The following is a 1,680-nucleotide window of genomic DNA, read 5'->3' on the forward strand; positions in this document are numbered from 1 at the left end:
GATCGTGAATGTATAACACACTAAATGAATAATATCTAAATCTGCGATTTACAGAGAATAAGAGAGATCCACTCAATATTTCGGGGGTTAAGCCGTTCCTGAACAGTGTTTACTAATAAAAAACCCACACTCAATCTTATGTAAAGGGTTTCTAGCATCAATATCTAGTTAATAATCCCAATATAGGAAATCATCAACAAATTCAATCCAATATCTCCAGGATTTCTCCTTCACCAAATTCAATTGAAGAAAAAACTAAAGTAAATTTACAACCTTCGTGTATTAAATCTTTATACAAATGTCCATATGCCAGATCAATTGTGACACAATACTCTTTTTCACGTTCGATTGGGGTTTCTGGATCACCGTGAATAACTCTACATGAAATCAGTGTATCCCCAGTTTTAAATGTAGTCTTCATGCCAGAGTATCCATCATAGTCAATATCAAACTTCTCATCTAACCTAAAAAGAATTAGCCTAGCCTTCAAGAATAAACTTACACTCATATATTTTCCTCCATTTTAACCCAGTCTGTACTCGTCAGAAGCCCAATTGGCAAATGTAAGGGAGACTGCCACCTTAGACTAATACCAAAATGCCTCTAGACCAAAGTCCAGAAGCATTTTAGTAATGGTTCAGCTAACTATAGACAACGGTTGAAACATTCAATCAAGCACTTCCAAAACTTCTCCCTCACCAAGTAAGATCGAGGCAAGATGCAAAGTGAATTTATAACCAGGATAAAGATGTTTCTTATACATATCTACCTTGCCATATAAAACTTCAATTGTAACAATGTGTTCTTTTTCACGTTCAATAGGAGTATCTTTATCACCGTATATAACTTTACAGGTAATCAAATCTCCTCCAACCTTGCAAGCACAATTCATTCCTGAGTATCCATCATGATCAAGATTATATTTCTCATCTAATCTAAAAAGAATCATTTTGGCTTTCAAGTATAATCTCATATCCATAATGCTGTCCCCTAATAAGCATGCTCGATTTTCACAAAGGAATTATTAAACGTTTTATACATATCTTGATGAACAGTTGCAGTCCCACTTTTAAAAATAAAGGGGTCAACATGTGTGTGATCTAATTGTTTAAATACCTTTTGCGGGATTGTTACCTTCATTATAGCTACTGTATCTGTTGCAAAATCTGCAAATTTGAGTGTCTCATCCAGATTTTTCCCAAACTGCTTACCCTCGAGAGAATTTCGACCAGATCTAAACTGCCCTGTCTTCATAATATCATGATATTCCCCAGCACCAACTGCACGGTATAAATCAACACCACACTTATTATGAACCCAGATACCTGTATCCGACACATAATACGTATGATAATCCTCTACCTCGAAGTTATAGACAGTGGTCTTCTCGTTTTTGATAGAGATCTTTTCGACAGGTAATGCTTTTCCGTTCTCGTCTTCGAGCAGATCGCCTTCTTGGAGGTTTTTGACAGGAACCCAACCTTTATCCTTCACCCAAAAAGGATGCTCGGCAGTGGTTTCGATTTTCTCTTTGCCGACTGTGACCGTATAGATTTGATCGACTTCGCGCTTGAAAAGCTGGGTGACTTTCTTGTACTCCCTTTTCCCTGTCTTCTCATCTTTGGATAAGACCTTGTCTCCGACTTGGATGTCCTCAATTGGTTTCTCACCATCTGCGGC

General features: G+C 37.3%; 3 protein-coding genes. All 3 read right to left on the minus strand.

Going from position 1 to position 1,680, the window contains the following annotated elements:
- Positions 1-202: 202 nt before the first annotated feature.
- Positions 203-508: a hypothetical protein gene (locus tag J2Z48_RS15650; RefSeq protein ID WP_307255015.1), complete on the minus strand. Its 306-nt coding sequence runs from the start codon at positions 506-508 to the stop codon at positions 203-205.
- A gap of 159 nt (positions 509-667) precedes the next feature.
- Positions 668-979, minus strand: a complete 312-nt coding sequence (locus J2Z48_RS15655) for a hypothetical protein (protein ID WP_307255017.1) — start codon at positions 977-979, stop codon at positions 668-670.
- An 11-nt stretch (positions 980-990) separates the two neighbouring features.
- On the minus strand, positions 991-1,680 hold a 690-nt coding region (locus tag J2Z48_RS15660; protein WP_307255019.1), incomplete at its 5' end, for a polymorphic toxin-type HINT domain-containing protein.

It is taken from the genome of Croceifilum oryzae, assembly GCF_030814315.1.
GTDB lineage: Bacteria > Bacillota > Bacilli > Thermoactinomycetales > Thermoactinomycetaceae > Baia > Baia oryzae.